The organism is Gemmata obscuriglobus, from assembly GCF_008065095.1.
Lineage (GTDB): Bacteria > Planctomycetota > Planctomycetia > Gemmatales > Gemmataceae > Gemmata > Gemmata obscuriglobus.
Map to the genome: position 1 here is coordinate 1,399,804 of NZ_CP042911.1, position 26,414 is coordinate 1,426,217.

Sequence of the window (26,414 nt, forward strand, 5' to 3'; positions counted from 1 at the left end):
CTTCTGTCTTCTTTTGTGCTTTTTGTGCTTTTTTGCGGCCAATCGCTCTTCTGTCCTGGTCTTCTTTGCGGCCAATCTGTCTTCTGCCTTCTTATTGCGGCTTCTTGTCTTCTTCCTTCGCCTCGGCGTCGCCCACGTTCTCCTGGGCCACCTTGGCGACGGACACCAGCTTGTCACCGTCGCGCAGGTTCATCACCCGCACGCCCTGGGTGTTGCGGCCCACGATGCGGATGTCGCCCACCTTGCTGCGGGTCACCATGCCGTCCTTGGTGATGAGCATGATCTCGTCGCCGTCGCGGACGCTGGTGACGCTGATCACCTTGCCGTTCTTGGCGGTCACCTTCACGTCCTTCACGCCCTTGCCGCCGCGGCCCTGGAGCCGGTACCGCATGCCGGACGGGTCGGCCTCGGCCTCGCCCTCGGCCCCCTCGGGCGCCTCCGGCTCCACCACCTCGGGCTCCGGCGCGGCCTCGTCGTCGGCCTCCACCGCCCCCTCGGGGAGGGGGGTGTTGGCCCCGAACGGGGTGCGCTTGCCGTACCCGTTCTCGCACACCGTCAGCAACAGCCCGTCCGGGTCCGCGACCACCATGCCCACGAGCGCGTCGTCCTTGCCGAGCTTGATCCCGCGGACCCCGCGGGCGGTGCGGCCCATCGGGCGGATGGCGGACTCGCGGAACCGGATCGCCATCCCCTTCTGGGTGCTCAGCACCACCTCGTCGTTGGCCCGGGTGAGGGCCACGTTGATGAGTTCGTCGCCTTCATCAAGCGTGATGCCGATGATGCCGCCCTGGCGGACGTTGCTGTACGCCATCAGGTCGGTCTTCTTCACCGTCCCCTGGCGGGTGGCCATGAGCAGGTGCGCGCCCTCGACGAACTCGCGCACCGGCACGATGCTGCTGATCTTCTCCCCCTCGGCCAGGGACAGCACGTTGGCGATGGCCCGGCCCGGGCTGGTGCGGCCGGCGGTGGGGATGCGGTAGACCTTGAGCCAGTACATGCGGCCGGTGTTGGCGAAGCACAGCAGGTACGCCTTGGTGCTGGCGACGAAGAAGTGCTCGACGAAGTCGTTGTCCCGGAGCCCCCCCTGCACGCCCTTGCCGCCGCGGCCCTGCACCCGGTACTCGGTCAGCGCCATCCGCTTGACGAACCCCTCGTGCGAGATCGTGACGACGTTCGGCTCGTCCACGATCAGGTCTTCCATGTCCACGTCGCCGCCGTCGTCGGACACCTCCGTCTTGCGGTCGTCGCCGTACTTGGCGGCCATCCGCTCCAGGTCCTCGCGGATCACGGCGTGGATGTTGGCGTCGTCGGACAGGAGCGTCTCGTACCCGCGGATCAGCTCGCGGAGCTGGAGGTACTCCTTCAGGATCTCCTCGCTCTCGAGGGCCGCGAGCTGCCCGAGCCGCAGGTTCACCACGGCCTCGGCCTGCTGCTCGGTCATGCGGTACTCGGCCACCGCGCCCAGCTCGCGCTGGAGGGCCGCGAACGCGCCCTCGCCGATGGCCCGCTGCATGAGGGCGGCCGGGACCGCGAGCCCCTGGAGCCGGGCCTTGGCCTCGGCCCGGTTCGGGGACGTGCGGCAGATCTGGATCACCTGCTCGATGTCCGCGATGGCGATGAGCTGCCCTTCGAGCACGTGGCCGCGCTTCTTGGCCTCGCGCAGCAGGAACTCGGTGCGGCGGCGGATCACGTGGACCCGGTGGTCCAGGAACTTTTGCAGCATCTCCTTGAGCGTCAGCTCGCGCGGGCGGCCGTCCACCAGCGCCAGCATGATGATGCTGACCGTCTTCTGGAGCTTCGTGTACTGGTAGAGCTGGTTCAGTACGAGGTGCGGGTCCTTGCCGCGCTTGATCTCGACGATCAGCCGCACCGGCTCCCCGTTGCGGGCGCTGGACTCGTCGCGGACCCCGCTCACGTCCGGGATGCGCTCCTCCTTCACGAGGTGCGCGATCTCCTCGACGATGGCGTTGCGGGTGACCTGGAACGGCACCTCGGAGATGAGGATGCTGGGGGACCGGCCCTTCACCTCTTCCATCACCTGCGCGCGGGCGCGGAGGGTGATCTTGCCGGCCCCGCGGGCGTAGGCCTCGAGCAGCCCCTGGCGGCCCATGATGATGCCGCCGGTGGGGAAGTCCGGGCCGGGGATGATCTGGATCAGGTCGGCGAGCGTGGCCCCGGGGTTGTCGAGCAGCAGGACGAGCGCCTTGCACACCTCGCGCAGGTTGTGCGGCGGGATGTGGGTGGCCATGCCGACGGCGATGCCGTCCGAGCCGTTCACCAGCAGGTTCGGGAACTTGCCCGGGAGCACGAGCGGCTCGCGGTACTTGCCGTCGTAGTTGTCGATGAAATCGACGGTGTCGCGCTCGAGGTCTTCGAGCAGTTCGCCGGCGGCGGGCGTGAGGCGGGCCTCCGTGTACCGGTGGGCGGCGGGGGGCAGGCCGGCGATGGAGCCGAAGTTCCCCTGCCCGTGGACCAGCCGGTACCGGAGGTTCCAGTCCTGGGCCATGCGGACGAGCGAGTCGTAGATGCTGGCGTCGCCGTGCGGGTGGTACCGCTTCATCGTCTCGCCGATGATGCCGGCGCACTTGCTGGTGGACGACGCCGGCCCGAGCCCGAGGTCGTTCATGGCCACCAGGATGCGCCGCTGCGACGGCTTGAGCCCGTCGCGCACGTCCGGCAGGGCGCGGCTGATGATGACCGACTGGGCGTAGGTGAGGTAGCTGTCGCGCAGCTCGTCGACGATGTCGAGCGGGTTGATCGGCGCGACCGCGCCCGCGGCGGGTGGTTCGTTGGGACCGGACGGCGGTGTGGTGGCGTCGGCCAAAGAAGGCTCCTTGGAGTGTGCCCCGCGCGGCCGAAACGGCGGCGGTCCCGTGGCGACTGGTAACCCGCGAAGTACGTTGATATTCTAGGGAAATCGTGCCCCCCGAGCCAGCGCCGTAGCGGCCCCGCGGGCGGTTTTTGGTGCGCGGAAAGTGGAAGCCGAGTAAACTGGCCGGGCGGCCCCTCCGCGGGGCGCGCGGCCCCTCCCCACCGACGGTACTTCGCCATGCGTTCGATCGTCCCGTTCGCGGCGGCCCTGGCCCTCGCCGGCCCCGGCTTTTCGGCCCAGCCGGCGCCCGACGCCGCCACCCCGGCGGCCGAACTCACCCGCACCAAAGCGCTCAAGGCGAAGGTGAGCATGGAGGCCCGGGACGCGCGGCTCGGGGACGTGCTCAAAGAGTTCGCCGCGCAGGCCGACGCCCGAGCGGATATGCTGATCCTGTGGGCCTACGGCCCCGGCTTCCCGCACGCGCAGCGGGTGACCTACCGGTGCAAGGACAAGCCGGTCGAGGACGCGCTCGCCGAGGTGCTCAAGGCGGCCGGCGGCGGGCTGGGCTACACGGTGGTGTCGAAGGACGGCGACAAGCGCGACGGGTGGGTGCTGCTCACCGCCGCCGCCGCGACCGCCGAGGACGAAAAAGCCGCCGCCGACCGGGTGGCGCAGGCCAAAAAGCTGATCGACGGCGGCAAGCCCGACCCGGCCAAGACGCTGCTCACGCTGGTGGTGCAGAAGTACGGCGCCACCAAGGCCGCCGCCGAGGCACGCGAGTTGCTCGCCAAGCTGGGCAAGTAGCCCGCGCGCGAACAAATCGCCGTCACGGGCCGCCGGCACCGAATTCACGACGTATTCTGTAGCCGGCCGGGGTGATCCACGAACCCGCCTGCGGTGTCGCTTCCTTGACGAGCCGCGACCGCCAGGGAGCGGTGTAACGTGTCCCGCTCCCTGGCGGTCGCGGCTCGTCAAGGGAGCGGCCGGTGCGGCTCGGGTGGTGTCGCGCCGGGCTCGCGTGGCCGGTGCGACACTGAAGGGTTATTCTCCGCCCCCCACTGTTCCGTGTCCGTACCCGAAGGAAGCGACCGTGAGCGGCATTTGGGGTAACCGCGAGGTGCCGTGGATCCCGCCGGAACTGGCGGAGCCCGACGGGTTCGTCGGGGTGGGCGGCGACCTGCGCCCGGCCACGCTGCTGCGCGCCTACGCCGACGGCGTGTTCCCGTGGTTCAACGAGGGCGACCCGATCCTGTGGTGGTCCCCGGACCCGCGCGGGGTGATCGAGCTGCACGGCGAGTCGGCGGACGGGGCGCCGGGGTACGGCGGGCTGCACGTGTCGCGGCGGCTGGCCCGGACCATCCGCTCGGGCAAGTTCCGGGTGACCGTGAACCAGTGCTTCGCGACGGTGATGCGCGAGTGCGGGGAGCGCCGCCCGGAGGGCACCTGGGTGACCCCGGAGATGCTGGCCGGGTACGCCGAGCTGCACCGGCTCGGGCACGCGCACAGCCTGGAGACGTGGGTGTGGGCCGGGGGCGCGGGGCCGGACGCCTGGGAGCTGGCCGGCGGCACCTACGGGGTGAGCATCGGCGGGCTGTTCGCGGCGGAGTCGATGTTCTACCGGGTGACGGACGGCTCGAAGGTGGCGCTGGCGGCGCTGGTGCAGCGGCTCCGGGAGCGCGGGTACGTGCTGCTGGACGTGCAGATGAAGACGGACCACACGACGACGATGGGCGCCACCGAGGTGCCGCGCCGCGAGTACCTGAAGCGGCTCCGCCGCGCCGTCGCCATGACCGGCATCAGCTTCGCCTGACCGCGCGAAGGCGACCCACCCCAAGGCAACCCACCCCCCAGCCCCTCCCTGCAGGGAGGGGAGCAAAGGCAACCTACCCCCCGGCCCCCTCCCTGAAGGGAGGGGGAGCAAAACCAGCGCCCCCATCTCGCGTCGGGACCACTCCTATCGGCGCCACCCCCTCCCTTCAGGGAGGGGGCCGGGGGGTAGGTTGTCTTGGGGGCCGGGAAGCGTGCGCCTTCACCCCGCGTCCGCGTCCGCTTCGGGGCCGAGGCGGCCGTCCAGGTGCCAGTCGCCCAGCACCCGCGTGTACACCTTCTCCCCGGTCGGCAGCTTCACCAGCGCCAGCGGGCCGTCCCGGCCCAGCAGCTCCCCGCGCACCGCCGGCACCGCCCGCACCCGGCCCGACCGGCTCGCCACCTCCAGCCGCGCGCCCGGCCCGCCCGGCACCTCGCACGTCTGCTCGGTGCGGGCGTCGGTCACCACCACCGCCTCGCCCTCCAGCTCGCCCGGCACCCACACCGTCCGGGCCGGCGGGCGCGGCTTCGGGCGCGCCGGCGGGGGCGGCGCGGGCTCCGGCTCGGGGGCCGGGAACAGCGTCCCCTGCTGGCGCCCGAACACCCACCCCCGCGCGTCCGACGAGTACGCCACGTGCCGCTGCCGGAGCTGCCGCAGCGCCTGCTTCACCGTGTCCTTCTTGGGCGGCTTGTTCGGGTAGTCCCGCGCCCACCGCTCCGCCACCTCGCCGGCGCGGATCACCGCCTCCGGGCCGCGCTCCTCCCGCAGCCGCCGCAGCACCCGGAACGCACGCCGCAGCGCCGGCGACGGCTTGGCCCCCAGCTCCGGCGGCAGGTCCGCGGTGCTCGCGTCCGGGTCCGCCGCCTCCGCCCGCGCGCCGAGCGTGATGCGGACCCCGTCCAGGTTCAGGCTCTCCCGCAGCCGCTCGCGGCCGTGCCGCCGCATCAGCCCGCGGGCCGCGAAGAAGATCTGCCGCAGCTCGGTTTCGTAGGTCGAACCCATGCTCGGGCTCCCGGCGTGTATTTTCCTGTCCCACACGGGTGAGCGGTTCTCACGGGGCGGGCGCGTCGCTTATGGTTTAGTGTACAATTGACCAGTTGCGAGGGCGACGGTGTGGGCGACGAAATTCGTGCGGAGCTGGTGCGGCTGATCGACGCGGGGGACGTGTACGGCCTGCTGTGCGCGGCGGCGCGGCTGTGGGTGCGGGAGTACCACCCGGACACGGTGCGGGCGGCGCTGTACGCGACCGCGGCGGACGACCTGGAGCCGATGCGGCTCAGGATCCCGCTCGCGGCTTCCGGGCCGGCGCCCGCTGCCGCTGCCGTTCCAGCTCCGCCGCCGCCGCCATAGCCGCGAGCCGGGCGGCGGCGGCGGCCTCCTCGGCGGCCTGCACCTTGCGGATCTGCTCGCGGTGCGTCTCGTGCAGCTCGGCCAGGTTGGCCCCGGCCACCCGCTGGAGCAGTTGGGCCGTGGACAGCGGGAGCACCAGCGTCAGCTCCGCGAGCTGCTGGGCCATCTGCCGGAAGCACCGCACCTGGGTGGTCTCCTGGTCCGCTTCGCCCTTGCGCGGGCGCCCCGTCTTCGCCATGCCGACCCTCGGTTCCGGAGCCCGGCGCACCCGCACCGGCGCCAACCAGTGTGACCGCAAACCGAAATTCCCGCAACCGCATCTCGCTACCAGTGTTGACAGGAATGCGAAAAGTGTTAACACTTTATAAGTGGACAAAAGAACAGTATGTGCAAGGGAGACAACCTACCCCCCGGCCCAAGGCAACCTACCCCCCGGCCCCCTCCCTGAAGGGAGGGGGAGTAAAGGCAACCTACCCCCCGGCCCCCTCCCTAAAGGGAAGGGGTGGCGCCGAGAGGAGTGGTCCCGAAGCGGAAGGAGGGCGCGGGGCGCAGACCCACCCCCCGGCCCCCTCCCTGAAGGGAGGGGAGGAAGACACGGGCGAATTTGAAGCGTGGCGCCACCCGCTCGCGCCGGGACCACTCCTCTCGGCGCCACCCCCTCCCTTCAGGGAGGGGGCCGGGGGGTAGGTCGCCCCGCACGCGCGCGCCTCTCACGCCGGGACCACTCCTCTCGGCGCCACCCCCTCCCTTCAGGGAGGGGACTGGGGGGTAGGTTGCCTTTCCTCCCCTCCTTTCAGGGAGGGGGTCGGGGGTGGGTTGCCTTTCAGTGGCGCTCTTCGAGGGCGCAGGAGAGCTGCATGCGGCCGCCGTCGAGGTGGATGAGCCAGGGCTCGTCGGGGACGCCGCCGGGCTCGCGGGTGCAGTTGCGGCCGTCCACGGTGACCGCGTAGGGGCGCAGCTTGATCACCTCGGGGCCGGGCGGGTGCAGCCGGCTGACCGTCACCGGGCCGGTGAAGTCGATGGGCGGCAGCTCCGGCGCGGGCCGGGCCGGGCGGCCGCGGGCCACCAGCCCCACGGCGAGCCCGCAAGCGAACATCAGCACCAGTGGTAGCAGCCTGCGCACGGCGAACCTCCTGCGAGAACGGACGCCCACTGATACGTGTGACGGTCGCGCGACCGGACATCGAGACGGCTGTTTGTGACGATTTCGCCGGCGCGCGGGACTGTGCGCCGGGTTCGCCGGACCCTTCGGGTTCCCCTTTGAGGAGTGCTCTCGTGAAGAAGGTGTTCACCAGCGGGCAGGTGGCGAAGCTGTGCAACGTCGCGCCGCGGACGGTGTCGAAGTGGTTCGACGCGGGGCGCCTGAAGGGGTACCGGATGCCGGGGTCCAATGACCGCCGCATCCCGCGCGAGAACCTGATGCGGTTTTTGCGCGAGAACGGGATGCCGACGGCGGCTCTGGAGGCGGAGGAGTCGTTCGTGGTGCTGCTGGTCGGTGCGGAGCCGCGGGCGGCGGGGCGGCTGCGGGAGCTGCTGCCGGCGCCGGCGTTCAAGGTGGAGGCGCCGCCCTCGCTGTTCCACGCCGGCGCGCTGGCGAGCGCGGTGCCATTAGGAGCAATAGTGGTGGACCTGGCGGTGGGGCGCGGGGACGGGGTGGCGATCGCGGAGCGGCTGCGGGGCGCGGAGCCGCCCGCGCGGGCGTACCTGGCGGCGCTGACGGGCGAGGACGAGACGGCGCCCGGGGAGCTGCTGGCGGCCGGGTTCGACGCGCTGTTCCAGAAGCCGCTCGACGTGCGCGCGCTGGCGGTGGCCCTGGCGGCCCGCCACGACCGGTTCGCGCCCGGGGTAGACCTGCCGCGCGCCGCGGCGCTGGCGTGAAGACAACCTACCCCCCGGCCCCCTCCCTGAAGGGAGGGGGAGCAGAAACCACCGCGCGCCCAAGGCGAGATCGATGCGCCGTGGTTTTTCTCCCCTCCCTGCAGGGAGGGGCTGGGGGTGGGTTCTCGCTTCGCGTGCGCCTCTCGCCACGGGACCACTCCTATCGGCGCCACCCCCTCCCTTCCGCCGGCCCACGGAAGCTCCGCTGACCGGGCCGGCGAGCACGACGAGGGGGCCGGGGGGTAGGTCTTCGCGGCCGGGGGGTAGGTTGCCTTTGTGTACGAGGAGCACCGCGTGACGACACACCCCGAGCGGGCGGCGCTGCTGGGCGCGATCCGGGCGCGGCCCGACGACGACACCCTGCGCCTCGTGTACGCCGACTGGCTCGACGACCGGGGGGCCGGCGACCGGGACGCGGCGACGGCGGAGTTCATCCGGGCGTCGTGCGGGGACCGGCCGCGGCGGGCCATGCCCCGGGCCGCGTACCGGTGGCTGCTGGGGGCGACAGGGGCGAATTGGCGCCGGCTGGTGCCGGGGGTGCTCGCCCGGTTCGGGGCGGGGTCGGGGGCCGGGTGCCGGCGCGGGCGGGCGGTGTCGTGCGCGCTGGCGCTGCCCGGTTCGGGGCGGCGGTACGCGGTCGCGTTCGAGTTCGAGCGCGGGTTCGTGCGCGCCGCCCGGTTCTGCTCGGCGCACGCCGCGAGTGTCGTACTGGACGCGCTTCAGGACGATCAACCGCTGGCGCACCTGCTCATTGCGGGGGTGCGTCCGGAGCGGGCGCGCCCGCTGGCGTCCCGGCTCGCGCCGGCGCGGGGGTGATGGCGACCGACCCACCCGGCCCCGAAGAACCTACCCCTCGGCCCCCTCCCTGAAGGGAGGGGGTGGCGCGGTGAGGGGTGGTCCCGGTGCGAGAGGGGGGCGCGTGCGGGGCGACCTACCCCCCAGCCCCCTCCCTGAAGGGAGGGGGAGCAGAACCGAATACAACCCACCCCCAGCCCCTCCCTGAAGGGAGGGGAGGAAGACACGGGCGAACTTGAAGCGTGGCGTGCGCCTTCCGCGCCGGGACCACTCCTATCGGCGCCACCCCCTCCCTTCAGGGAGGGGGCCGGGGGGTAGGTCGCCCCGCACGCGCCCCCGCTCGCGCCAGGACCACTCCTCCCGGCGCCACCCCCTCCCTTCAGGGAGGGGGCCGGGGGGTAGGTCTACGCCCCGCGTGCGCCTTCCGCGCCGGGACCAATCCTATCGGCGCCACCCCCTCCCTTTAGGGAGGGGGCCGGGGGGTAGGTTCTTCGGGGCCGGGGGGTAGGTTGCCCGGGGGGTAGGTTGCCTCTCCTGTTTCGCGTTCACGCCTGGACCGATTTATGACCGTCGCCCACCCGAACCCCTGGCACGCGCGGGCCGACGAGCTGGCGCGCTGGGCGCTGCTCCGCATGGTGAACCGCACCGACCGGTGCGGCGGGTGCTTCGTCGGCGCGGGCGGGACGGTCCACCGCACCACCCGCCCGCCGAAGGTGCCGATCCCCGGGTTCGTCAGCCACTCCCGGCTCGTCCAGCACTTCAGCGCCACCGCCGCGGCCCACGTGGTCGGGCTGCACGCCATCGCCCCGGACGGCACCGGGAAGTGGGTCGCGGTGGACGTGGACGCGCACGCCGACCGGCCGTTCGACCCGGACGCCAACGAGCGGTTCGCGCGGGCCGGCTTCGACCGCCTCACCGGCCTCGGGTTCCGCCCGCTCCTCACGCAGTCCAACGGCACCGGCGGGTTCCACCTGCTGGCCCTGTTCGCCGAGCCGGTGCCGGCCCGGGAGCTGTTCGCGTTCGGCCGCTGGCTGGCCCGTGACCACGCCGCGTTCGGCCTCCCCGGCGCGCCGGAGACGTTCCCCAAGCAGCGCGAGCTGCGCGCGAACGCCCGGTACGGGAGCTGGCTCCGGCTGGTCGGCCGGCACCACGCCCGGGACTTCTGGTCACCCGTGTGGGACGGCACCGGCTGGCGCACCGGGGCCGACGCCGTGGAACACGTGCTGTCGCTGACCGGCGACTCTCCGGCCCTGATCCCCCCCGACACCCGCGCCCCGGAACCCGTCCGCGCCCCCGCCCCCGCCCCCGTTGCGCGGGCGCCGCAGCGCCGGCCCGGCCCCGACGGGGAAACGGACGTGTTCGCGGCGTACAACCGCGCGGCCACGGAAGAGGCGGTCGGGGACCTGCTCCAGCGGCACGGGTGGACCCCCTTGGGGCGGCGCGGGCCGCGCTGGGACTTCCGCCGACCGGGCAAGGACGCCGACACGAGCGGCAACCTGATGCCGGTGTCCGGGGTGCCGATCTTCTACGGGTTCACCGACGCCACCAACGTCCCCCCGGACCGCGGGCTGAACCCCAGCCAGTTGCGGTGCCACCTGGAGTTCGGCGGGGACTTCGCCCGGCTGGCCGAGCGGCTCCGCACCGAAGGGTACGCCCCGCGCCGCCCGGCCGCGCCGGCCACCGCGGGAAGCGACGGGACCGCCGCACCGCCCCCGCCACCGCCACCCGCGCCGAGCGGGGCAGGGGAGGGGGCGAACGATCCGGAGCCGGTCCACGAGGACTTTCTGGACCCGCACCGGCTCGGGCGGCTGCTGGTGCCGCGGGCGGGCGAGCTGCCCACGGTGATCTACCACCGGGCGGAGTGGTGGGAGTGGCGCGACGGGCGGTACGTGTCGGTGCCCGACGACGACTTCGAGAAGCGGGCGTGGGTGGTGCTGCGGGGCGAGTGCGAGGCGGCGCACCGGGTGGCGGTGGCGGCTTGGGGGCACGGCGGGCGGCAGGGGCCGCGGCCCAAGGTGGTGAAGCTGGACACGCGGAAGGTGGGCAACGCCGTGACGGCCGCGGCCTCCATGTGCCACCTGGACGGGGCGGTCGCGTGGCCGGTGCTGCTGGCCGCCGACCCGGCCGACGCGGACCACATCCCCCGGCTGCGCCCGGCCCCGGAGCCGCGCGAGTTCGTGGCGTGCGCCAACGGGCTGATCGACGTGGCCGAACTGTTCGCGACCGGCCGCGCGACGCTGCACCCGGCCACGCCGCTGTACTTCACCCCGGCCGCGATCCCGGTCGCGTTCGACCCGGCCGCAGAGTGCCCGACCTTCCTCCGGTTCCTCGACCGGGTGACCGAGGGGGACGCGGAGCGGCAGTCGCTCCTCCAGGAGATCGCCGGGTACTTGCTCCGGTTCGACACCCGCTTTCAGCAGTTTTTCCTACTAACGGGCGACGGCGCGAACGGGAAGAGTACGTTCCTGGCGGCGCTGCGCGCGCTGATCGGCGACCACAACTACGCGTCGGTGCCGCTGGAGGAGTTCGGCGAGCGGTTCACGCTGGGGGCGACGCTGGGGAAGCTGGTGAACGCGGTGGCCGAGGTGGGGGAGCTGGACAAGGTGGCGGAGGCCAAGCTGAAGAGCTTCGTGGGCGGCGATCTGATGACGTTCGACCGGAAGAACAAGGCCCCGGTCTCGGCCCGGCCCACGGCCCGGCTGCTGCTCTCCACCAACACCCCGCCGCGGTTCGCGGACCGCACGGAGGGGGTGTGGCGGCGGTACCAGTTGGTGCCGTTCACGGCGGTGATCTCGGCGGAGGAGCGGGTGCGGGGGATGAGCGAGCCGGAGTGGTGGGTATCGTCCGGGGAATTGCCGGGCGTGCTGAACTGGGCGCTGGCGGGGCTGCTGCGGCTGCACCGGGCGAACGGGTTCACGTCCAGCGCGGCGTGCGAGGCGGCGAAGGCCGAGCACCGGGAGTTGTGCAACCCGCACCGGCTGTTCCTGGGTGAGCACGTGCGGGCGCAGGAGGGCGCGGCGCTGCGGTGCGTGGAGCTGTTCGCGGCGTACGTGGAGTGGTGCCGGCAGCGGCGGTACTTGCCGCTGGCGGACGGGAACTTCGGGGCGGAGGTGCGGAAGGTGTTCCGCCGGGTGACGAAGTCCCGGCCGCGGAACGGCCGGGAGCGGCAGAACGTGTACTCCGGGGTGACGTGGACGGAGGGACGCCCGGACGGGCTGCTGACCGAGTACGACCGCCGCCGCCGGGACGCCACCGGCTGGACCCCGGACGACGACCGCCCGGGGTGAGGAAGACCTACCCCCCGGCCCCCTCGGCGTGCTCGCCGGCCCGGTCAGCGGAGCTTCCGTGGGCCGGCGGAAGGGAAGGGGTGGCGCCGGGAGCGTTGGTCCCGGCGCGAGAGGCGCACGCCACGCTTCGCGTTCGCCCGTGTCTTCCCCCCCTCCCTTCAGGGAGGGGGCCGGGGGGTAGGTTGCCCCGCACGCGCCCTCTCCCGCTCCGGGACCACTCGTCCCGGCGCCACCCCCTCCCTTTAGGGAGGGGGCCGGGGGGTAGGTTGCCCCGCACGCGCCCCCTCCCGCTCCGGGACCACTCGTCCCGGCGCCACCCCCTCCCTTCAGGGAGGGGGCCGGGGGGTAGGTTGTCTTCCTCCCCCTCCCTTCAGGGAGGGGGCCGGGGGGTAGGTTGTCTTCCTCCCCCTCCCTTCAGGGAGGGGGCCGGGGGGTAGGTGGTCACCCCCGGTCACCCTCTGGTCACCCCCGGGTGACCGCCGTAAGTCGTTGCGGCGCAAGGCTTGGTCACCCGCGGTCACCCCGGTCACACCCTCCCTACCCCCCGTAACACTCCGCCGCCCCCCCTGGCGCGTGTGTAACGAGCGCCGGACCACGTTACACCGGCGACACGTTACACCGGCGAGACGGTGTGCGATGGACAAAAACAGGAAACAGGGTGACCAGGGTGACCAGGGGTGACCACTCCTTGCGCCGCAAGGAGTTACGGCGGTCACACCCCCCTGCCAACCGGGTGACCGGGGGTGACCACCGGAGCGCGGATACGGGGCGCGGCCCCGGTGCCATTGGCCGATGAGCGGCGCGTGTTGCGCGCGCCGCACCGGCGGAGGAGCAGTTGTATGACGGAACCGATCCCGGCGCTGCGGTTCGGGAACGTGACGTACCACTTCCCGTTCGCGCGGCTGATCCGCTCGCACACCGCGCAGGAGCGGGACGAGCTGGCGGCCAGCATCCGCGCGCACAAGCGGGTGCTGGTGCGGGTGGTGACCTACGACAGCCCTGCGTGGGGCGAGCGGTGCGTGATCGACGGCGCCGCCCGGCTGGAACTGGCCGCCGAGCTGGGAATCGACGTGCCGGTGCAGCACCGCGGGCCGCTGGGCGACGAGGCGGCGCGGGCCGAGTGCCTGGCGCTGAACGTGGACCGGCGGCACCTGACGCCCGAGGAGCGGCAGGCGGTGCGGGCCTCGCGGGTCGAGCGGGTCCGCGCCGCCCGGGACGACGGCCGCTCGCTGCGCGAAATCGCCCGGGCCGAGGGCGTCAGCCCGACCCAGGTCGCCCGCGACCTCGCCGACGCCGCGCACGCGGGTGTAACCCCCGTTACACCGGAGTCGCGTGTCGCGGGTGTAACGGGGGTTACACCGGAGTCGGGCGGCGCGGGTGTAACGGGGGTTACACCGGAGTCGCGTGTCGCGGGTGTAACGGGGGTTACACCCGCGCCGGGCGGGGCCGGCGACGACCGGTCGCTGAAGGCGCTGGAGCGGGGGCTGCGCGCCCTCGTGCGGGCGGACCGCGGGCGGGTGGCCGGGGCGCTGCCGGACCTGCTGCGCGGCCCGCACCGGGAGCGGCTGGAGCGGATCGCCGCCCGGCACGGGGTGCCGCTGAGCGGGGACCGCTGGCCGCTGATGGACGCGCTGCTGGCGGTGGCGTCGGACCTGCTGGCCGAGATGGAAGTAAGGCAAAAGTGAAAAGGCAAAAGGCACTCGCCCTCCCTGAAGGGAGGGGGAGCAAAGGCAACCCACCCCGGCCCCTCCCTGAAGGGAGGGGGTGGCGCCGGGACGAGTGGTCCCGGAGCGGGAGGGGGCGCGTGCGGGGCAACCTACCCCCCGGCCCCCTCCCTAAAGGGAGGGGGTGGCGCCGAGAGGAGTGGTCCCGACGCGACACGCGCGCCGAGCGTAGACCAACCCCCGGCCCCTCCCTGCAGGGAGGGGAGCAAAGGCGCCCGGGCACCCGAGGCGGAATCGGTGCGCCCGTGCCTTCCTCCCCTCCCTGCAGGGAGGGGTTGGGGGTGGGTCGCCCCCGCGTGTTCCTTTCGCACCGGGACCAAGGCGGTCTTCCTCCCCTTCCCTTTAGGGAGGGGGCCGGGGGGTAGGTTGCCCCGCGCGCGCCTCTCGCACCGGGACCAGCGTTCCCGGCGCCACCCCTTCCCTTTAGGGAGGGGGCCGGGGGGTAGGTTGCCCCGCGCGCGCCTCTCGCACGGGGACCACTCCTCCCGGCGCCACCCCCTCCCTTCAGGGAGGGGGCCGGGGGGTAGGTTGTCTTTGGGGCCGGGGGGTAGGTTGCCTTTGCTCCCGTCATTCTTTCGGTGCGCGCATGAAACTCACTCCCCGGCAGCAGCGGTTCGTGCAGGAGTACCTCGTGGACCGGAGCCCGTCGGGGGCGGCGGTGCGGGCCGGGTACAGCACGCACTCGGCGCGGAAGATCGGCGAGCAGAACCTGAAGAAGCCGCCGATCGCCGCGGCCATCGCGGCGGCCACCGGGTGCGCCAAGCCGCCCGAGCGGCCCGCCCTCACCCCGGACGCCGTGCTCCAGCGGCTGTGGCTCATCGCCACCGCCGACCCGAACGAGATCATCGAGCACCGCCGCACCTGCTGCCGGTACTGCCACGGGGACGGGCACCGCTACCACTGGACCCAGAGCGAGCTGGACGCCGCCCGCGCCGCCCACGCCGAAGGCAAGAAGGCCGACGAGCCGTTCGACCCGCTGGGCGGCCCCGGGTACGACCCGCGCCGCCCCCCGGCCCCCAAGTGCCCCGAGTGCTTCGGGGACGGGGTGGGGGCGGTGTACGTGAAGGACACGCGGCGACTGTCCCCGGGCGCCCGCGCGCTGTGGGCCGGGGTGAAGCAGACCAAGGACGGGGTGGAAGCCCGGCTCAACGACCAGCAGGCCGCCCTGGTCACCGTGGCCCGGCACCTGGGTATGTTCACGGACGCCGGCGCGGCCAAAGACACGGACCTGCCCGACCTGTCGGGGATCACCGCCGATGAACTCGACCGACTGCTCGCTGCCCTGCGGCCCCTCTTCGCTCCGCCGCCTGTGGGGGGCGGCGGAACGGGCGGGCGCCCGTGACCTCACCCCGGGCGCGTGGAACGCCCGGTTCCTGCCGCACTACTTCGGCCGGTTCCCGCCCGCGGACTTCCACGCCCTGTTCGACCGCGAGCTGCACAACCTGCACCTCACCCGCGGGGTGAAGCGGTCCGACATCGCCCCCCGGGGCGGGGCCAAAAGTACGTGGAAGACCCTGGCGTACCCGCTCCGGTGCGCCGCCGAGGGGTGGGAGCCGTACACCCTGATCCTGTCCGACTCCAGCGACCAGGCCGACCTGCACCTGCGCCACATCCGCAAGGAGCTGGAAGAGAACGAGGTGCTGGCCGCGGCGTACCCGGAGGCGACCGGGCCGGGGCCGGAGTGGAAGCAGTCGCGCATCCGGCTGCGGAACGGGTCGCTGGTGGAAGCTCTGGGGAGCGGCAAAAAGGTGCGCGGCCGGCGGAACCGGAGTGAGCGCCCGAGTTTGATCATTTTCGACGACATTCAGAGCAACGAGGACGTGACCAGTCCGGTCATGCGCCGCCGCGCGTGGGAGTGGGCGACGCGCGAGGTGATCCCGGCGGGGAACGAGCGAACCAACTTCCTGGCGGTGGGCAGCGCGCTGCACCGGGAAGCGGTGGCGGTGCGGCTGGGGCAGCTCCCGGGGTGGTCCGGGCGGGTCCACCGGGCGGTGCATGCGTGGCCGGAACGGGCCGATTTGTGGGCGGATTTCGAGCGGATCGCCTCGAACATGGCGGACGACGGGCGGGAGGCGACGGCGCGGGCGTTCTACGCCGAGCACCGCGCGGAGATGGACCGGGGCGGGGTGGTGTACTGGCCGGACCGCTTCCCACTCGTTGACCTGATGCTGGTACGCGCGGCGGTGGGCGGCAGCGCCTTCGAGAGCGAGTACCAGGGCGTACCGGGCACGCTGGAGGGGGCCGAGTGGCCGCCCGAGTGCTTCGACCGGCCGGACCTGTGGTTCACGGACTGGCCGTCGGATTTGGTGGTGCGGCTGCAAAGCCTGGACCCGTCGAAGGGTGTGAGCGACAAGGCGGACTACCAGGCGCACGTGAAGCTGGGGCTGTCGCGGTTCGGGCTGCTGTACGTGGACGCGGAGCTGCGTCGGGAGCCGGGCTGGGTGGAGCGGGCGATCGACATCGCGGCGGAGTGGCGGCCGGTGGAACTGGTGGCGGAGGCGAACAACACGATGGGGCTGCTGCGGCCGGCGGCGGAGCGGGTGCTGCGGGAGCGGCGGGAGCAGGGGCGGGTGCTGTCGTTCGTGTACACGGAGAAGATCAACAGCGCGCCGAAGGCGATCCGCATCCGGGCGCTGAACGACTACCTGCGCCGCGGTCAGATCCGGGTGCGCGGCACCCCGGGCGGTCGGGTGCTGGTGGAGCAGCTCCGGGACTGGCCCAACGGCGACCACGACGACGGCCCGGACGCGCTGGCCACCGCCGTGATCCGCTTGCAGGAACTGGTGGCGTAAGTGGGGGCGCATCACCTCGGGAACGAACGCGCCCGCCCTGGAACCGCGCACACGCGCCGTGTACGTTTGCAGGAACACTTGAAGACGCGAGCCGCCGGACCGACCCGGAACGACTGGAGCGGAACTGCCGTGACCGTGGAAGAAGCCGCCCTCCTTCGCGCCATCGCCGCCGCGCCCGGCGACGTCACGGCCCGGCTCGCGTATGCGGACTGGCTCGACGAGCACGGCCGCGGCATCGAAGCCGCCTGGGTGCGCGACGAGGGCACGGCCCCGCCGTGGGTGACCGACCTTGCTGGCGAGGGTGACGGTCCTGGCCACAACGCCGGCAACGGTGGGGGCGGCGGCTACGGTGCCGGCGAGGGCGGTGGCCACGGCGGTGGCGACGGCCGCGGTGAGGGCGACGGCCGCGGTGAGGGCGATGGCGAGGGCGAAGGCGAGGGACACGGCTGCGGCCTCGGCCCCTACGGTGGGGGGGGCGGCAACGGTGCTGGCTACGGCAACGGCCGCGACTACGGCAACGGCGGCTACGGAACCCCAGACAAGCCCCACATTACACACGAGGAAGTTTCCATGCCTTCACCCGGTGCGTATGTGATCGTGCGTTCGCGGGATCAGGGTTGCGTGTGCGGTGAGTACCGGGGTCACCACGGTCGGGAGGTGGTGCTGGGGAAGGCGCGTCAGATCTATTCGTGGGAGGGCGGTCGTCTGACGCTGTTCGACTTCGCGGTGGTGCCGGGGCCGTGCCGGCTGTCGCGCGAGGCGCCGGGCGAGGTGGTGATGCTGGAGGCGTGCGGCATCATCCCGACGACGCCCGAGGTCGAGGCGTTCCTGCGCGCGCACCCGGGCGAGTGACACCCATGACCGACCCCGACGAAGCCGCGCTGCTCCGCGCCATCGCCGCCGTGCCGGGCGATGTGACGGGGCGGCTCGCGTATGCGGACTGGCTCGACGAGCACGGGCGCGGGATCGAAGCCGCCTGGGTGCGCGACGAGGGCTTACCCCCGCCCGGCGTGACCGAACTTGCTGGCGACGGTGAAGGCGCTGGTGCGGGTGACGGCGGCGGCGATGGTGACAACGACCGGGGTCACAACGACGACCTCAACAACGGCCACGGCGATGGCACCGGCAGCGGTGAAAGCCGCGGCGGTTTCGGCTACTGCGACATCGACGGCACCGGTAGCGGCTTGGAAAGCGGTTACGCCCGCGGCTATGGGAACGGCGGTGGCTACGGCCACGGCGGCTACGGAACCCCAAACAAGCCCCACATTACACACGAGGAGGTTCCCATGCCGTTGCCGGGTGCGTATGTGATCGTGCGTTCGCGTGACCAGGGTTGCGTGTGCGGCGAGTACCGGGGTCACCACGGGCGGGAGGTGGTGCTGGGGAAGGCGCGTCAGATTTATTCGTGGGAGGGCGGTCGGCTGACGCTGTTCGACTTCGCGGTGGTGCCGGGTGCGTGCCGGCTGTCGCGGGAGGCGCCGGGGGAGGTGGTGATGCTGGAGGCGTGCGGGATCATCCCCACCACGCCCGAGGTCGAGGCGTTCCTGCGGGCACACCCGGGCGAGTGAGCCCATGACCGACCCCGAAGAGGCCGCCCTCCTTCGCGCCATCGGCGCGGCACCCGGCGAGTTCACGGCGCGGCTCGCGTACGCGGACTGGCTCGACGAGCACGGCCGCGGCCTCGAAGCCGCCTGGGTGCGCGACGAGGGCACGGCCCCGCCCCGGGTGACCGAACTCGGTGGCAGCGGCCACGGCGAGGGCAAAGGCAACGGCGACGGCCAGAGCGACGGCTGCGACTACAGCGACGACGACGACCGTCACGGCGACGACGGCAGCCACGGGGACGGCTACGGCTACGGCTACGGCGGTCGCAGCTACAGCCACGGCGTCTACGGCCACGGCTACAGCAGCGGCCGCGGCGACGGCCACGGCTACGGCAGCGGCTTAGGCGGCCGCGGAATCGGCGTAGGCGAAGGGGACGGCGGCCGCGCCGGCCGCATCGCCACACGAAAGCTTCAACACCTGATCCCCCACGAGGAAGTTCCCATGCCGGTTTCGGGTGCGTATGTGATTGTGCGTTCGCGGGACCAGGGTTGCGTGTGCGGGGAGTACCGGGGCCACCACGGGCGCGAGGTGGTGCTGGGGAAGGCGCGTCAGATCTTCTCCTGGGAGGGCGGTCGGCTGACGCTATTCGACTTCGCGGTGGTGCCGGGTGCGTGCCGGCTGTCGCGTGAGGCGCCGGGCGAGGTGGTGATGCTGGAGGCGTGCGGGATCATCCCGACCACGGCTGCGGTGGAAGCGTTCCTGCGGGCGCACCCAGGGGAGTAGCACCATGACCGACCCCGAAGAGGCCGCGCTGCTGGCCGCCATCATCGCCGCGCCCGCCGACGACACCCCGCGCCTCGTGTACGCCGACTGGCTCCAGGAGCAGGCCGCGGGATCGAAGCCGCCTGGGTGCGCGACGAGGGCACGGCCCCGCCCCGGGTGACCGACCTTGCCGGCGACGGTGAAGGCGCTGGCGCGGGCGAAGGGGGAGGGGTGTGTGGCACTGCGGCGGAAACCGCCCGCCGCCGGTACGGGAGCGCCGGGCGCTCCGGTCGCGCGGGCTTGACACGGGAGCGAATTTTACTATGCGGCGGAACCTGACTGCATCCGCGGGTGGCGTGCGCTACGCTTGGTACGTTCGCCGTTCACTCCCAACCGTGGCTCGGGGGCAGAATGTCCGACACCGCGCGCGTTGCCGAGCCGCTCACGCTGGAACTCGACTTGCCCGGCCCGGCCGACGGGCGGTACGTGGCCCGCGCGGGAGTGCCGTTCGCGTTACGCGTGAGGGGCGACCTCGGTTCCCCGGTGCCCGCGGAGGTGCTGGTCCTCGGGGCCGGGGTGCGGGCGACGCCGGTGGGCCGCGACGTGCGGCTCCCCGCCGACGCCACCTTCCTTGTGTGCTGCTCGGCCGCGGGGCCGGCGCACCTACACGTCGAGCTGCTCGTCGGCGGGGAAGAGATGGCCTCCGCCGCGGCGTACCTGTCGGTGCTCCCCGCGCCGGTCGTATGAGCGTGCATTCGGCCGACCCTGTCTGGACGCCGGTTGCCAGTTCGACTATCACAAGGGTTTCCAGCCGACCTCTCCGACCGTGCCCTTGTCCGGAGTGATCGCAATGCCCATTCGCTCATCGACGGCCCGCGCGCTCCAGCTCGGTGCGGTGATCGCCACCGCGGAGCAGGTGCAGCAAGGTCTGCTTCACGGCCCCGACATCACGCTCGGCAGCCGCGCGCGAGCCGCGGCGGGAATCGAAGAGGTCCGCACCCGGCTCCTCGCCGCGGCCCGCGACTTGGACCGGCGGGTGGGTGAGCGGCTCCGGTCGAGCGTGTCGTGGTGGGTCCAGTTCGTCCTGCTCGTCTTCTTGGTCGCGCTCGGGGTCGGGTTCGTGTTCGCGGCCGTGCGCCTCATGACCAGTGAGGACCCGTCGAACTTAACGTACCTGTTCACCGTCGGCCCGCCGCCGCTGGTGGTCTTCCTTCTGAACCAGTTGCGGCGCATGGAGGTCGATCGGATCACCGTGAGCCTGCTGGCGGCCCGGTTCGTGCCCCGGATCGAGGCGGCCGGGTCGATCGCCGAACTGGAGGCGATCGCGCGCGAAATGTCCGACTCCTTGCGGCTCCTCACGAACGCGCCGCGCCCGGCCGCCCCGGGGGCAGGACCCCGAACATGAGCAAGAAGATCAAGGAGCTGGAGCTGAACAGCCTCCGCAAGACCTTCCAGGGCGTGCGGGACTTCGTGCTGCTGGAGCCGCTGAAGCTGGACTCCGCGGCCGACTACACGCTTCGCAAGAGCCTTCGCGAGAAGAAGGTTCGCGTGAAGATGGTCAAGAACAGCTTCGTGCGGAAGGTGTTCAGCGAGAACGGCATGACGGTGGAGACGGGCTCCGGCCCGACCCTTCTGTGCTGGGGGGCCGACAGCGCGAAGTCCCTCGGGACCGCGGTGGAGGCGGCTCTCAAGCTGATCCGCCCGGACCTGAAGGTGCCCGAGAAGGTCAAAGAGAAGGTCGGCATCGCCGACGGCGAGACCATGACCCTGGCGCAGCTCGCCAAGGTGCCGACCAAGCAAGAGGCGATCGGCGAAGTCCTCGCCGCGGTGCTCGCGCCGGGCGCCGCGCTGGCCGGGGCGCTCACGGCGCCGGGTGCGGACCTCGCGGGCATCCTCAAGGCGGTCCAGGGCGTGCGGGCGCAGAGGACCCCCGCGGCCGTCGCGGTGGGGGCGACGGATTCGGCGTGGGCGAGTGAACCCGCCCCTTCTGTGCCGGGTCCGTTCGTGCGGCCGGCGGCCGGCGCGGGCGCCCGGTTGCCCTTGCCTTCTGTGCCGCGGCCGCCGAACAATGGTGTAGAGCCAGGGGCCGCTCCGGTCCGCTCTTCGGTTCGGAACGCGGAACCGGACCCGGAGGTCGCGCTGCGAGCGCTGGAGCGGTGGCTGCCGCTGTTGCACGGGATCGGCGCCGGACGGGCGCCGGAGCGCGTGCGCACGATCTGGGGCGAGCACGTCCGGAACGAGCTGTTCCGCAGCCCCCCGGCGGTCGCCTGGCTCGATCAGTGCTTGGCCGCCCGGCCGTCATTTGCACCTCAGAGGGCCGCGGCACTCGAGGCGCTGCGGCGGGTGCGGGCCGAGGTGCGGGACGAGTTGACCGGGTTGGGCGAACAACTCGCCCCTCAAGCGGAGGGAACATCGCCCCCCAACGGGGGAAGCGAAATGGATCAGTTCATCCTGGTTCTGGAGATCGGCGCGCGGGACGGCGGACCCTTGACCGTGGGGCACGAAGCGACCCTGCGGGCGGTGGTCGCGAAAGCTGACGTGGCGAACACGGAAGATCACTACAACGGCCACTACAACTGGGTGCCGGCGGGGCCCGGGGAGGTGGTGGCGGTGCGGGTGTTCGCGACCGGCAGCCGGGTGCTCCCGGCCGAGCGGTACCTCTCGACGCCCCCGCAACCGGGCCAGTCCGTCGAGTTCACGTTCCGGCCCCGGGCCGCCGGCCGGCAGTACCTGCACCTGGCCCTCGTGGACCGGCACGACTCCGACGTGTACACGGCGTCCCAATACTTCACCGTCGAGCCGGCCGCCGCTGTCGGCTGAGCCCGGCGCCGCGCGCCGCGAACGCGCGGCCTCGGCGCCCGCCACCCTTTCGGTCACGCCACCGTCATGCTCCGCGCCCCCACGACCGCCGTTCTGTCGCCCCCCCCCCAGGAGCGGTCGCTCCGGGTGGATCTGTTCTACCGCGATCCGAGCGCCCCGAGCGCCTACGTGGTGCTCAACGTGCCGCTGGACCCGACGTACGGGACGGCGCACCGCGAGTACCTGGACCGGCACCGGTACGACACCTCGGACGGGAGCCCACCAACGGCCCTGTTCGAGGGCGTCGTCGACGGCTCGTTTGCGACCTTCCGGGACCTGATCCGCGCGGCACTGGACGCGCACGTGGAGGCCGCCCACCGCCGCGACCCGGCGCTGTACGCGCTGTACGATCCGGCCCTGCCGAGGGCCGGGGACCGGGAGCTGGGCGCGTTCTTGCGCCCGCTCGCGGTTCACGGGTACGAGATGTACCGGAACCTGTTCGAGCGGCTCGTCGGGGACCTGCGGGCGCCGAGCGACCTCCCGCCCGAGGAGCGGCCCGACTGGGACCAGACCGAGGCGCACGCGCTGGTCCGCGAGTACCTGGCGAGCGCCTCTCCCAAAGTGGTGTTCAAGGTGCCGCAAGAGGACCGGGCGGACCCCGTCAACCGGCCGCACCTGCCGCCGCCGGCGGACCACTGGACCGAACCGTTCCCGTGGCGGCTCCTGTTCGACCGGCACCCCGACAAGTTGCCCGCCGCGCCCGACCTGTTCGGCCGGCGCCCCGACGAACTGCCCTCCGCGCCCGAGCTGGCGGCGGCGTGCTGGGGCCTGAAGTACCAGCTCGAGACCGCCTTCAAGTGGACCCAGGGGCAGTCGACCCTGCGGGCGTTCGAGAATCGGCCGCCCCGGATCGTCGCGGCCACGTGCCCGTCGGCCGATCCGGCCGATCGGCACCGCGATCGGGGCCACCCGTTCCAGCGGCCTGGGGTGGACACGACCCACCACGACCAACGGGACGACTTCCGCGCCGCCCTCCGCCACGTCGACGCGGACGCGGTATCGTTCTTCGGCCACGCGGAGGTCGCACGGGCGAACGTGCAGACCGGCAGCTCGATCGAGTTCCGGCCCCCCCGGTCCGGCCCCGCGGACTGGGAGCAACTGACGGCCGCCGACATGGACGGGGCGAGGATCCCGAAGTACCAGCGCAAGCCGGTGCTGGTGTTCCTCAACGGGTGCGGGACCGGTCCGCTGGACGGGTTAGGACCGACGACCGTCTTCGGGCAGTTCACCAACAATGGGCCGGTCCGGGGGCACCGGGTGCGGTGCGTGGCGGTCGTCCACGAGGCGCCCATCACATTCGGGCTCGAACTGGGCCAGGAGTTCTGGAAGCAGGTGCTCCCCGCCGCACCGGGGGCGGGCGGGGAACCGGTGGGGGCGGCTCTGCTGGCCGCGCGGCAGCACATGGTCCGGGCGTACAACAACCCGCTCGGGGTGCTGTACGCGCTGTTCGGCGACGGCCTGTTGCGGTACCACCCGGGCGCGCCGTCACACGGGGCCATCGGGTCCGGCGGCCCGCCGGCGGGGCCGAGCGCCACGGCCGGCGCGTAGCACCTCTGCACCACTGATCCGTGGGACACATCGTAGGGTCTTGGGCTGCCGGATCGCTCCTCATTTACGGGTACGACGCTGGTACACGAGACGGTGCTCGCCCGCGCGCGTGATCCCGGGCTCGTCGAGCGGCGCGCCGCCGGCACGTGGCGCCTGGAACCATCGGGGCGAGTATGACCACCGACGAGGCCGCGCTGCTTCGCGCCATCGCCGCGCACCCGGGCGAGGTCACCGCGCGGCTCGCGTATGCGGACTGGCTCGACGAGCACGGCCGCGGGATCGAAGCCGCCTGGGTACGCGACGAGGGCACGGCCCCGTGGGTGACCGAACTCGGCGGCGGCGATGGTGACGGTGGCTGCGACGCCGACGGCACCGGCACCGGCGATGACCACGGCAGCGGTAACGGCGATGGTGACGGCGACGGCTACGGTGACAGCAACGGCGACGGCTACGGCGACGGTACGAACTGCGGCGACGGCGCCGGCCGCGGTGACGGCCGCGGCTACGGCGCCGGCGGCGGGGGCAGCGAAATCCACGACTACAGCATCCGCGGCGGCAACCACGGCTACGGCCGCGGCTACGGTTACTGCTACGGCGACAGCGACGGCGACGGCGACGGCAACGGTCAAGGCCACGGCTACAACCCCATCGCCGCGCACAATCTGCAACACCTGATCCCCCACCAGGAGGTTCACATGCCGGAGTCGGGTGCGTACGTGATCGTGCGTTCGCGGGATCAGGGTTGCGTGTGCGGTGAGTACCGGGGGCACCACGGCCGTGAGGTGGTGCTGGGGAAGGCGCGCCAGATCTACTCGTGGGAGGGCGGTCGGCTGACGCTGTTCGACTTCGCGGTGGTGCCGGGTCCGTGCCGGCTGTCGCGTGAGGCGCCCGGGGAGGTGGTGATGCTGGAGGCGTGCGGGATCATCCCGACCACGCCCGAGGTCGAGGCGTTCCTGCGGGCGCACCCGGGCGAGTGACACCCATGACCGACCCCGACGAAGCCACGCTGCTTCGCGCCATCGGCGCCTACCCGGGCGAGGTGACGGCCCGGCTCGCGTATGCGGACTGGCTCGACGAGCACGGCCGCGGCCTCGAAGCCGCCTGGGTGCGCGACGAGGGCACGGCCCCGCCGTGGGTGACCGACCTTGCCGGTGACGGTGAAGGCGCTGGTGCGGGTGACGGCGGCGGCGATGGTGACAATGACCGCGGCCACGGCGACCTCAACAACGGCCCCGGCGACGGCGCCGGCAGCGGTGAAGGCCGCGGCGGTTTCGGCTACTGCGACATCGCCGGCACCGGTAGCGGCTTGGAAGGCGGTTACGCCCGCGGCTACGGGAACGGCGGGGGCTACGGCCACGGCGGCTACGGAACCCCAAACAAGCCCCACATTACACACGAGGAGTTTCCCATGCCTTCACCCGGTACGTATGTGATCGTGCGTTCGCGGGATCAGGGCTGCGTGTGCGGTGAGTACCGGGGTCACCACGGGCGGGAAGTGGTGCTGGGGAAGGCGCGTCAGATCTACTCGTGGGAGGGCGGTCGTCTGACGCTGTTCGACTTCGCGGTGGTGCCGGGGCCGTGCCGCCTCTCCCGTGAGGCGCCGGGGGAGGTGGTGATGCTGGAGGCGTGCGGGATCATCCCGACGACGCCCGAGGTGGAAGCGTTCCTGCGAGCGCACCCGGGCGAGTAGCACCATGACGGACCCCGACGAGGCCGCGCTGCTGGCCGCCATCATCGCCGCGCCCGCCGACGACACCCCGCGCCTCGTGTACGCCGACTGGCTCCAGGAGCAGGCCGCCGACGCCACCTGCGGCGAGTGCGACGCCGGCCGCGTGTTCGGCCGCGACGTGCAGTCGCTCCGGCCCGCCGGGGCGTGGCACACCTGCCGCCGGTGCGGCGGGTCCGGCCGCCTCACCGACGGCCGCGCGGGCCGGGCCGAGTTCATTCGCGTGCAGTGCGAACTCGCGGCGCTGAACGACCGGCACCGCCGCGGCGACGCGACCCCCGCGGACGCCGAGCGGCTGGAGGCGCTCCGGCGGCGCGAGGGGCAACTGACCATGACCGTCTACCCGCGCGAGATCTGGCCCACCTTCGACTGGCTCCGCGGGCTCGGCATCAACCCCTACAACTGTGTGCTCGATTCCCGCGGCGGCTGGATCGCGGCGGTCACCTGCGACGCCGCGACCTGGATCGCCCACGGGGACGCGATCCGCGCCCGGCACCCGGTCACCGCCGTGCGGCTGACGACGGTGCCGGAGGTCGGTTGGGTGCCGCCGGCGCACGGGCGCGACGGCTACTTCGCGTTCGCCCGCGACCCGGCCGCCCGGCGCATCACCTGGGCCGAGTACCGGGCCGGCTGCGCGGCGCACGCCCCGCCCGGCGAGCCGGACCCGAGCGCCTCCGAATACAACCCGGATGTGGGCGTCCTGCTGGCGTGCCGGTTCGGAGACGGTGTCGATTTCGAAGTCCCGTTGCACTGACACGCCCCTGATACATGAGTCCACCCGCGGTGTCGCTCTCTTGACGAGCCGCGACCGCCAGGGAGCGGTGCCACGTCTCCCGCTCCCTGGCGGTCGCGGCTCGTCAAGAAAGCGGCGGTATTACCGGGTGCGTGTGTGAGGCGGCGTGTGCCGGGCGCGGGGCACCGTATGCGTGCGTAGTAGCAACAGAATGCCGCGCTCGCGAAGACCGCCGGAAAAATGTTTTGCGGCGAAGACTGCGGTGCGAATGACTTTCAGCTACAATTTTCGCGGCACCGTGGTTATCCCAACGCCCGGTGCGCCTCGCGATTCGTGAGGCAGGAGGAAACGCGTGGCTGGCGGAGGTGGCCGATGAAACAGATTACCGCCCGAACACCACTCCGAATTGTGTTTTACCGTGACAAGGCCGACCGCAGTGTCGTTGTTGCCCACTGTCTGGAGTTCGATCTGCTCGGCTTCGGTGACACCAAGCACGAAGCCATGAACATGTTGTGCGAGGCGATCGAACTTCAGGTCAGCAGCGCGGTCAAGGAACAATCGCCGAACGTCCTTTTCACGCCCGCACCGAGCGAATACTACGTCATGTTTGCGAAGGGCAAGGACGTGGCGATCGGCGAAATGGCGATCGAATTCGAGGCGCCGGACTACAAGATCGAAGGCGTGAGCGCCCGCGAGTACGAGGACGAGGACGCCGAGTGCGCGACGGCCTGATGCGAGGAGTCGCCCGTGGACCGTCCGCTCTCATTGCGTCAACTCAGACGAGCCTTGTTCGCTT

At 72.3% G+C, this 26,414-nt stretch carries 25 protein-coding genes; 21 read left to right on the forward strand and 4 right to left on the reverse strand.

Translation table 11 applies throughout. From position 1 onward, the window contains the following. Nucleotides 1–91 precede the first annotated feature (91 nt). Nucleotides 92–2,824 carry a DNA gyrase subunit A gene (gene gyrA, locus GobsT_RS05800; protein ID WP_109571251.1) on the reverse strand — a complete coding sequence of 911 codons (2,733 nt, stop codon included), beginning with the start codon at nt 2,822–2,824 and terminating at the stop codon, nt 92–94. 225 nt (nt 2,825–3,049) lie between these two features. On the opposite strand from gyrA, the gene GobsT_RS05805 reads away from it, so the two are divergent. Then, nucleotides 3,050–3,616 carry a hypothetical protein gene (locus tag GobsT_RS05805; protein ID WP_010051486.1) on the forward strand — a complete coding sequence of 189 codons (567 nt, stop codon included), beginning with the start codon at nt 3,050–3,052 and terminating at the stop codon, nt 3,614–3,616. A 286-nt stretch (nt 3,617–3,902) separates the two neighbouring features. Further along, nucleotides 3,903–4,622 carry a leucyl/phenylalanyl-tRNA--protein transferase gene (gene aat / locus GobsT_RS05810; RefSeq protein WP_010053774.1) on the forward strand — a complete coding sequence of 240 codons (720 nt, stop codon included), beginning with the start codon at nt 3,903–3,905 and terminating at the stop codon, nt 4,620–4,622. Between the two features lie 219 nt (nt 4,623–4,841). On the opposite strand, the gene GobsT_RS05815 is transcribed toward aat, so the two are convergent. Further along, nucleotides 4,842–5,621: a hypothetical protein gene (locus tag GobsT_RS05815; RefSeq protein ID WP_010053138.1), complete on the reverse strand. Its 780-nt coding sequence runs from the start codon at nt 5,619–5,621 to the stop codon at nt 4,842–4,844. A 111-nt stretch (nt 5,622–5,732) separates the two neighbouring features. Here GobsT_RS05815 and GobsT_RS05820 point away from each other — a divergent pair, with 111 nt between their 5' ends. Then, a complete protein-coding gene (locus GobsT_RS05820) occupies nt 5,733–5,969 on the forward strand; it encodes a hypothetical protein (protein WP_010053136.1) in 237 nt (78 codons plus the stop codon). Here GobsT_RS05820 and GobsT_RS05825 read toward each other — a convergent pair. Together GobsT_RS05825 and GobsT_RS05830 are read right to left on the reverse strand one after the other, a co-directional pair. Beyond that, nucleotides 5,896–6,207, reverse strand: a complete 312-nt coding sequence (locus GobsT_RS05825) for a hypothetical protein (protein ID WP_010053134.1) — start codon at nt 6,205–6,207, stop codon at nt 5,896–5,898. The genes GobsT_RS05820 and GobsT_RS05825 overlap by 74 nt on opposite strands. A 585-nt stretch (nt 6,208–6,792) precedes the next feature. Then, nucleotides 6,793–7,092, reverse strand: a complete 300-nt coding sequence (locus GobsT_RS05830; protein ID WP_010052833.1) for a hypothetical protein — start codon at nt 7,090–7,092, stop codon at nt 6,793–6,795. A 152-nt stretch (nt 7,093–7,244) separates the two neighbouring features. Here GobsT_RS05830 and GobsT_RS05835 point away from each other — a divergent pair, with 152 nt between their 5' ends. The 18 genes from GobsT_RS05835 to GobsT_RS05920 all read left to right on the forward strand — a co-directional run bounded on the left by GobsT_RS05835 (nt 7,245) and on the right by GobsT_RS05920 (nt 26,350). Continuing rightward, nucleotides 7,245–7,847, forward strand: a complete 603-nt coding sequence (locus tag GobsT_RS05835) for a helix-turn-helix domain-containing protein (protein WP_010052831.1) — start codon at nt 7,245–7,247, stop codon at nt 7,845–7,847. Nucleotides 7,848–8,141: 294 nt separating this feature from the next. After that, a complete protein-coding gene (locus GobsT_RS05840) occupies nt 8,142–8,663 on the forward strand; it encodes a TIGR02996 domain-containing protein (protein WP_010052829.1) in 522 nt (173 codons plus the stop codon). A gap of 542 nt (nt 8,664–9,205) precedes the next feature. Then, nucleotides 9,206–11,929, forward strand: a complete 2,724-nt coding sequence (locus GobsT_RS05845) for a phage/plasmid primase, P4 family (protein ID WP_109571250.1) — start codon at nt 9,206–9,208, stop codon at nt 11,927–11,929. Between the two features lie 839 nt (nt 11,930–12,768). Continuing rightward, a complete protein-coding gene (locus GobsT_RS05850) occupies nt 12,769–13,614 on the forward strand; it encodes a hypothetical protein (protein ID WP_010053397.1) in 846 nt (281 codons plus the stop codon). Nucleotides 13,615–14,239: 625 nt separating this feature from the next. Next, nucleotides 14,240–14,995, forward strand: coding sequence for a terminase small subunit (locus GobsT_RS05855; protein ID WP_010047379.1), 756 nt, complete (start codon nt 14,240–14,242; stop codon nt 14,993–14,995). After that, the gene (locus tag GobsT_RS05860) at nt 14,910–16,445 is read left to right on the forward strand and encodes a hypothetical protein (protein WP_010047377.1); all 1,536 of its coding nucleotides are present in this window, start codon (nt 14,910–14,912) and stop codon (nt 16,443–16,445) included. The genes GobsT_RS05855 and GobsT_RS05860 overlap by 86 nt, the downstream gene beginning before the upstream one ends. A gap of 129 nt (nt 16,446–16,574) precedes the next feature. Beyond that, a complete protein-coding gene (locus GobsT_RS40395) occupies nt 16,575–17,297 on the forward strand; it encodes a DUF6948 domain-containing protein (RefSeq protein ID WP_010047375.1) in 723 nt (240 codons plus the stop codon). Between the two features lie 5 nt (nt 17,298–17,302). After that, on the forward strand, nt 17,303–18,013 hold the full coding sequence (locus GobsT_RS05870; protein WP_033199489.1) for a DUF6948 domain-containing protein: 711 nt from the start codon (nt 17,303–17,305) through the stop codon (nt 18,011–18,013). A 4-nt stretch (nt 18,014–18,017) separates the two neighbouring features. After that, the gene (locus GobsT_RS05875; protein WP_010047373.1) at nt 18,018–18,773 is read left to right on the forward strand and encodes a DUF6948 domain-containing protein; all 756 of its coding nucleotides are present in this window, start codon (nt 18,018–18,020) and stop codon (nt 18,771–18,773) included. 4 nt (nt 18,774–18,777) lie between these two features. Then, on the forward strand, nt 18,778–18,933 hold the full coding sequence (locus GobsT_RS39390) for a TIGR02996 domain-containing protein (protein ID WP_010047371.1): 156 nt from the start codon (nt 18,778–18,780) through the stop codon (nt 18,931–18,933). 230 nt (nt 18,934–19,163) lie between these two features. Continuing rightward, nucleotides 19,164–19,499 (forward strand): hypothetical protein, encoded by a 336-nt coding sequence (locus GobsT_RS05885; RefSeq protein ID WP_010047368.1) that lies wholly within the window; start codon nt 19,164–19,166, stop codon nt 19,497–19,499. A 103-nt stretch (nt 19,500–19,602) separates the two neighbouring features. Further along, on the forward strand, nt 19,603–20,157 hold the full coding sequence (locus tag GobsT_RS05890; RefSeq protein WP_010047366.1) for a hypothetical protein: 555 nt from the start codon (nt 19,603–19,605) through the stop codon (nt 20,155–20,157). Further along, nucleotides 20,154–21,572, forward strand: coding sequence for a 50S ribosomal protein L10 (rplJ, locus tag GobsT_RS05895; protein WP_010047364.1), 1,419 nt, complete (start codon nt 20,154–20,156; stop codon nt 21,570–21,572). Before GobsT_RS05890 ends, rplJ begins: the two co-directional genes overlap by 4 nt. 66 nt (nt 21,573–21,638) lie before the next feature. Beyond that, nucleotides 21,639–23,159 carry a hypothetical protein gene (locus tag GobsT_RS05900; RefSeq protein WP_029601194.1) on the forward strand — a complete coding sequence of 507 codons (1,521 nt, stop codon included), beginning with the start codon at nt 21,639–21,641 and terminating at the stop codon, nt 23,157–23,159. A 173-nt stretch (nt 23,160–23,332) separates the two neighbouring features. After that, complete coding sequence (locus tag GobsT_RS05905; protein ID WP_010047359.1) at nt 23,333–24,136, forward strand: DUF6948 domain-containing protein; 804 nt, start codon at nt 23,333–23,335, stop codon at nt 24,134–24,136. Nucleotides 24,137–24,141: 5 nt separating this feature from the next. Continuing rightward, nucleotides 24,142–24,849 carry a DUF6948 domain-containing protein gene (locus GobsT_RS40400; protein ID WP_010047356.1) on the forward strand — a complete coding sequence of 236 codons (708 nt, stop codon included), beginning with the start codon at nt 24,142–24,144 and terminating at the stop codon, nt 24,847–24,849. A gap of 4 nt (nt 24,850–24,853) precedes the next feature. After that, entirely contained in the window at nt 24,854–25,639 is a 786-nt protein-coding gene (locus GobsT_RS38630) for a TIGR02996 domain-containing protein (RefSeq protein ID WP_010047352.1), read from the forward strand. 351 nt (nt 25,640–25,990) lie between these two features. Beyond that, nucleotides 25,991–26,350 (forward strand): hypothetical protein, encoded by a 360-nt coding sequence (locus GobsT_RS05920; protein ID WP_010052862.1) that lies wholly within the window; start codon nt 25,991–25,993, stop codon nt 26,348–26,350. The last annotated feature ends 64 nt before the right edge of the window (nt 26,351–26,414 follow it).

Bases quoted from the DNA above. Each gene is read 5' to 3' on its own strand.
- GobsT_RS05825 (WP_010053134.1), bottom strand. From the start codon at position 6,207: ATGGCGAAGACGGGGCGCCCGCGCAAGGGCGAAGCGGACCAGGAGACC.
- GobsT_RS05890 (WP_010047366.1), top strand. From the start codon at position 19,603: ATGCCCATTCGCTCATCGACGGCCCGCGCGCTCCAGCTCGGTGCGGTG.
- GobsT_RS05900 (WP_029601194.1), top strand. From the start codon at position 21,639: ATGCTCCGCGCCCCCACGACCGCCGTTCTGTCGCCCCCCCCCCAGGAG.
- GobsT_RS05905 (WP_010047359.1), top strand. From the start codon at position 23,333: ATGACCACCGACGAGGCCGCGCTGCTTCGCGCCATCGCCGCGCACCCG.
- GobsT_RS05815 (WP_010053138.1), bottom strand. From the start codon at position 5,621: ATGGGTTCGACCTACGAAACCGAGCTGCGGCAGATCTTCTTCGCGGCC.
- GobsT_RS40400 (WP_010047356.1), top strand. From the start codon at position 24,142: ATGACCGACCCCGACGAAGCCACGCTGCTTCGCGCCATCGGCGCCTAC.
- GobsT_RS05855 (WP_010047379.1), top strand. From the start codon at position 14,240: ATGAAACTCACTCCCCGGCAGCAGCGGTTCGTGCAGGAGTACCTCGTG.
- rplJ (WP_010047364.1), top strand. From the start codon at position 20,154: ATGAGCAAGAAGATCAAGGAGCTGGAGCTGAACAGCCTCCGCAAGACC.
- GobsT_RS05870 (WP_033199489.1), top strand. From the start codon at position 17,303: ATGACCGACCCCGACGAAGCCGCGCTGCTCCGCGCCATCGCCGCCGTG.
- GobsT_RS05805 (WP_010051486.1), top strand. From the start codon at position 3,050: ATGCGTTCGATCGTCCCGTTCGCGGCGGCCCTGGCCCTCGCCGGCCCC.
- GobsT_RS05845 (WP_109571250.1), top strand. From the start codon at position 9,206: ATGACCGTCGCCCACCCGAACCCCTGGCACGCGCGGGCCGACGAGCTG.
- GobsT_RS05850 (WP_010053397.1), top strand. From the start codon at position 12,769: ATGACGGAACCGATCCCGGCGCTGCGGTTCGGGAACGTGACGTACCAC.
- GobsT_RS38630 (WP_010047352.1), top strand. From the start codon at position 24,854: ATGACGGACCCCGACGAGGCCGCGCTGCTGGCCGCCATCATCGCCGCG.
- GobsT_RS05875 (WP_010047373.1), top strand. From the start codon at position 18,018: ATGACCGACCCCGAAGAGGCCGCCCTCCTTCGCGCCATCGGCGCGGCA.
- GobsT_RS05920 (WP_010052862.1), top strand. From the start codon at position 25,991: ATGAAACAGATTACCGCCCGAACACCACTCCGAATTGTGTTTTACCGT.
- GobsT_RS05885 (WP_010047368.1), top strand. From the start codon at position 19,164: ATGTCCGACACCGCGCGCGTTGCCGAGCCGCTCACGCTGGAACTCGAC.
- GobsT_RS05860 (WP_010047377.1), top strand. From the start codon at position 14,910: ATGAACTCGACCGACTGCTCGCTGCCCTGCGGCCCCTCTTCGCTCCGC.
- GobsT_RS39390 (WP_010047371.1), top strand. From the start codon at position 18,778: ATGACCGACCCCGAAGAGGCCGCGCTGCTGGCCGCCATCATCGCCGCG.